This window comes from Roseomonas sp. GC11 (assembly GCF_024437745.1).
In the GTDB taxonomy this organism is placed as follows: domain Bacteria; phylum Pseudomonadota; class Alphaproteobacteria; order Acetobacterales; family Acetobacteraceae; genus Pseudoroseomonas.
On sequence record NZ_JANFNY010000158.1, the window covers coordinates 1 to 4,367 of the forward strand.

Annotated in this window: 4 protein-coding genes; 2 read left to right on the forward strand and 2 right to left on the reverse strand. The window is 75.6% G+C overall.

Going from position 1 to position 4,367, the window contains the following annotated elements; all coding sequences use genetic code 11:
* Both NON00_RS24100 and NON00_RS24105 read right to left on the reverse strand, forming a co-directional pair.
* A partial coding sequence (locus tag NON00_RS24100; protein ID WP_256025338.1) for a hypothetical protein occupies positions 1 to 187 on the reverse strand: 187 nt, incomplete at its 3' end.
* A 246-nt stretch (positions 188 to 433) separates the two neighbouring features.
* Complete coding sequence (locus NON00_RS24105) at positions 434 to 1,021, reverse strand: helix-turn-helix domain-containing protein (protein ID WP_256025341.1); 588 nt, start codon at positions 1,019 to 1,021, stop codon at positions 434 to 436.
* A gap of 191 nt (positions 1,022 to 1,212) precedes the next feature.
* On the opposite strand from NON00_RS24105, the gene NON00_RS24110 reads away from it, so the two are divergent.
* Both NON00_RS24110 and NON00_RS24115 read left to right on the forward strand, forming a co-directional pair.
* Complete coding sequence (locus NON00_RS24110; RefSeq protein ID WP_256025342.1) at positions 1,213 to 4,041, forward strand: winged helix-turn-helix domain-containing protein; 2,829 nt, start codon at positions 1,213 to 1,215, stop codon at positions 4,039 to 4,041.
* Positions 4,042 to 4,182: 141 nt separating this feature from the next.
* On the forward strand, positions 4,183 to 4,367 hold a 185-nt coding region (locus NON00_RS24115), incomplete at its 3' end, for a hypothetical protein (protein ID WP_256025343.1).

The window sequence follows — 4,367 nt, forward strand, 5'->3', positions numbered from 1 at the left end:
GCCGGGACGCATCGCGCCGGCGCGGCGCCGTGGCCCAGCGCGGCATGGCCTCGGCGGGCTGGCGCGGGCCGCTCCGCCCCGCCATGGGCTGCCCCTCCATGGACTGCCCGGCCAGCGGCGGCTCATCGGGCGGCTGGCCGGCAGGCGGCGGGCCCGGCCAGAGCGAGAAGACAGGCTTCACCGCCACCGGCCCCCCGGAGGAATATCCGCCCCGCCACCCACCTTGCCCTTCTCCCCCCGCGCCGACAGCACAGGGGGCAGAGTAGCCAGGGCGGGGGCGGCGACAAAGAGTGCGATGGCCGGCACAGGGCCCGCGGCACTCATACCTTCGTATAGGAGACAGCGGCGCCGCGGCTCGGCCACACCCTGCATCATGCCTGACAGGATGCCATTCCGCGCGCTGGTTGCAGTCCGGCCGGCCTCCGGCCGGGCCTCAGGCCGCGCTGGCGTGCCGGCGGCGCCAGGCGCTCGGGCTGCTGCCGGTGATCTGGCGGAACAGGCGCGAGAGATGCGCCTGGTCGGCGAGGCCGCAGGCCAGCGCGATCTGCGCCAGCGGCTCGCGCCCTTCCAGCATCATCCGCTTCGCCCGCTCGATGCGCATGCGCCGCAGATAGCCATGCGGCGTCTCGCCGAAGCTCACCTTGAAGGCGCGCTTGAAATAGCTGCCGCTCAGCCGGGTGACGGCGGCGATGTCATCGACGCGCAGCGTGCCGCCGAGATGGGTGGCGACATGCTCGCGCACCCGGCGTTCCTGCCAGGGAGACAGGCCGCTCGCGCCGCCCCGCTCCGGATTGTGCCCCGGATTGTACCCCGGGGCGTGCGCCGTGCCATGTCCTGGCGCCTCCTGCCGCAGCAGGGTGCTGGCGCGGGCGAGCAGGCTGCGCGCCGCCCCCGGGTCGTGCTCCAGCGCGCGGCCCGCCTGTTCGAGCAGCCCCGCCAGCAGGGCCGTGGCGAAGCGGGGCGGCAGGCCATGCGCCCCCTCGCCAGGGACAAGGCCGGCATGATCCTGTGCGTCCATCATTCTGCCTCTCCTTCCGCGTCCCGGCGGCGCCTGGCGGGGCCGCCCTCATCCGCGGCGGAGAATGCGCGGGCGCTGCCGCGCAGCGGCAGTGAATCCCTGCGAAGAGTTGCTGGGCCGGTTTTTCACGCCACCGCGCGGCCTTGTGAAAATCCTGTGTGGGACTGGAGAAAAACAAAAAGGGGAGGTTGGGCATGAGCTGTCTCGCACGGGTCTGCGCCACCGGCCCTGTCTGGTCCTTCGGCCCCTTCCGCCTGGATGCGGCGGGGCAGGCGCTGTTCGATGGCGAGCAGCGCGTGCGGCTCGGCGCGCGCGCCTTCGGCATCCTCCTCGCCCTGGTCGAGCAGGCGGGGGAGATGGTCCCGCGCGATGTGCTGGTGGCGCGCGTCTGGCCCGGCCTCTTCGTCGATGACAGCACGCTGCGCGTCCATGTCGCGGCGCTGCGCAAGGTGCTTGGCTACAATGAGGGTGAGCGCCGCTACATCGTCAACATTCCAGGCCGTGGCTACGTTTTCGCCGCCCCCGTGCAGCGGCTGGACATGCCGGGCGAGGCGCCCACCCCGGCACGGGCCGCGCCCTCCGGCCTGCCGCCGCCGCTCGGGCGGATGATCGGCCGGGGCGAGACGCTGCACGATCTCGTGGCGCGGATGGGCGAATGCCGCCTGCTCACCATCGCCGGGCCGGGCGGCATGGGCAAGACGACGCTGGCCCTGGCCGTGGCCGGCGCGCTGGCGGCGCGTGGTGGCGGGGAGGCGCATTTCCTCGACCTCGCCGCGCTGCCAGAGCAGGGGCAGCTGCCCGCCGCCATCGCCCGCATGCTGGACGTGCCCTGGCCGAGCGGCGAACTGCGCGACCTTGTCGCGGCGCTGCGCGGGCGGCGGCTGCTGCTGGTGCTCGACAATTGCGAGCATGTCGTCGATGCCGCCGCCGCGCTGGCCGAGGCGCTGCTGGCCGGCCTGCCGGAGCTACGGCTGCTGGCGACCAGCCGCGAGCCGCTGCGCGCCGCCGGGGAATGGGTGCACCGGCTGGCGCCGCTCGGCCTGCCGCCGGGGGGGGGGGCCATGGCGGGGCGGCCGACGGCGGCGGAGGCCCTGGCCTACCCCGCCCTGCAACTTTTCCATGAAAGAGCCGCGGCCAGCCTGGACGGCTTCACCCTGGGCGATGCCGAGGCGCCGCTGGCCGCCGCCATCTGCCGGCGGCTGGAGGGCATTCCGCTGGCCATCGAGCTGGCGGCGGCGCAGCTGCCCTTCCTCGGCCTCGCCGGGCTGGCGGCGGGGCTGGATGACAGCCTCTCCGCCCTGACGCGCGGCCGCCGCGCCGCCGTGCCGCGCCACCGCACGCTGCGCGCGACGCTCGACTGGAGCCACGCCCTGCTGGAGCCGCGCGAGCAGGTGCTGCTGCGCCGCCTCTCCGTCTTCCGCGGCTTCTTCACCCTGGCGGCGGCGCAGGAGGTGGCGGGCGAGCCCGGCGCGCCGCGCACTGCGATGATGGATGGCCTCGCCAGCCTCGCGGCGAAATCCCTGCTCGCCGTCGATATCGGCGGCGATGCGCCGCGCTACCGGCTGCTGGCGATGACGCGCGAGCACGCGGCGGAGAAGCTGGCGGCGTCCGGCGAGGAGCCGGCGGTGGCGGCGCGCCATGCCCGCCACTGCGCCGCTCTCCTCGCCGATCTGGAGGCGGACCGCGCGGCGCTGCCACGCCATGCCTGGCTCGCGCAGTATGGCGGCTGGATCCACGATGTGCGCGCGGCCCTGCACCGCTGCTTCGCCCCCGGTGGCGACGCGCAGACCGGCATCACCCTCGCCGCCGTCTCCGCCCCGCTCTGGTTCGAGCTGTCGCTGGTGGAGGAGCTGCGCGACCATGCGGCGCGCGCCCTGGCGCGGCTGCCGGGCACGCCGCTGGAGGGCGGCGCGGTGGAGATGTCGCTCTGCCTCTCGGCGGGGCTGGCGATGTTCGAGACGCGCGGCCCGGGGGCGGAGCTGACCGCGCTCTCCACCCGCGCCCTCGCCCTGGCGGAGCGCCATGGCTCCCTGCCGCACCAGCTGCGCGCGCTCTGGGCGCTGGTGCGGGAGAGCTATGCCCTTGGCGAGTACCAGGTGACGCGGCGGCATTGCGAGCGCTTCGCCGCGGTGATGGCGACGATGGGGGAGGATGTCTGCGCCGCCATGCGCGACCGCATGCTGGGCCTTGGCCTGCAACTGGTCGGCCGCACGGTGGAGGCGCTGCATTTCACCACCCGCTCGGTGGAGCGCCCGGCGCGGGTGATCCGCCTCGCGCATGGCAGCTTCCACCCGCATGACAACCGGGTGATGGCGCGGGCGCATCTGGCGCGGCTGCTGTGGATGCAGGGCCAGCCCGACACGGCGGCGGCGGTGGCGGAGGAGAGCGTGGCCCTGGCCCTCTCGCTCGGCTACCCCTCGCTGCTGTGCGACACGCTGTGTTTCGCCGCCTTTCCCGTGGCCTGCTGGAATGGCGACCACGCCGCGGCGGCGCGCCATGTCGCGCTGCTGGTGGAGCATTCGGCCGATCTCGGCTTCCGCTACTGGGACAGCTGGCGGCGCCTCTATGAGCCGGTGGTGGCCTTCGGCCAGGCCGGGCCGGCGGAGCGGGCGGCGCTGGCGGCGCGCATCCGCGCCCTGCCGATGAGCGCCGCCCAGGCGGACCTGCTCGCCACCTTCCACCCCCTGCTCGGCACGGAGCTGGCGCGTGGCCGTGCCGCCGGGGAGGCGCGGAGCTGGTGCGCGCCCGAGGTGCTGCGCGGCGAGGCGCTGGCGCTGCGGCAGGGGGGCGCGGAGGAGGCGGCGGAGGCGATGCTGCGCCGCGCCCTGCGCATCGCCCGCGCGCAGGGCGCGCCGGGCTGGGAGCTGCGCGTGGTGACGAGCCTCGCCGAGCCCTCCCCGGCGGTGCCGCGCGGGGCGGCGCAGGAGGCGCTGGAGGCGCTGGCCAGCCTGCGCGCCCGCTTCACCGAGGGGGCCCGCACCGCCGATCTGTGCCGGGCCGATGCGCTGCTGGCAGCGGGTTGAGCCGCGGCGCGCCCATCCAAGCCGCGCGACGGGGCTGCAAGCGATGGTGGCGGCCGGCGCCGATCCTGGCGGGTGGCCAGGCCGTGCCCATCCCCGGAAAGGAAACCCCATGCAGCCCCAGCCCGCCCCAGGCCGCGCGTGATGGCCCGCCCCGCGCCCAAGCTGCTGACACCGCTGACGCTCGGCGCCGTGCATCTCGCGCATCGCGCCGTGGTGCTGGCGCGGGGCGGGCTGCCCGTGCCGGCGGTGGGGCGGCTCGCCACCCGGGGCGGGCTGGTGATCCAGCGCCCCGCCGCGTCATGGGCCGAGTCGCGCGCCGGCTGGGC

Bases quoted from the DNA above. Each gene is read 5' to 3' on its own strand.
- NON00_RS24105 (WP_256025341.1), bottom strand. From the start codon at position 1,021: ATGATGGACGCACAGGATCATGCCGGCCTTGTCCCTGGCGAGGGGGCG.
- NON00_RS24110 (WP_256025342.1), top strand. From the start codon at position 1,213: ATGAGCTGTCTCGCACGGGTCTGCGCCACCGGCCCTGTCTGGTCCTTC.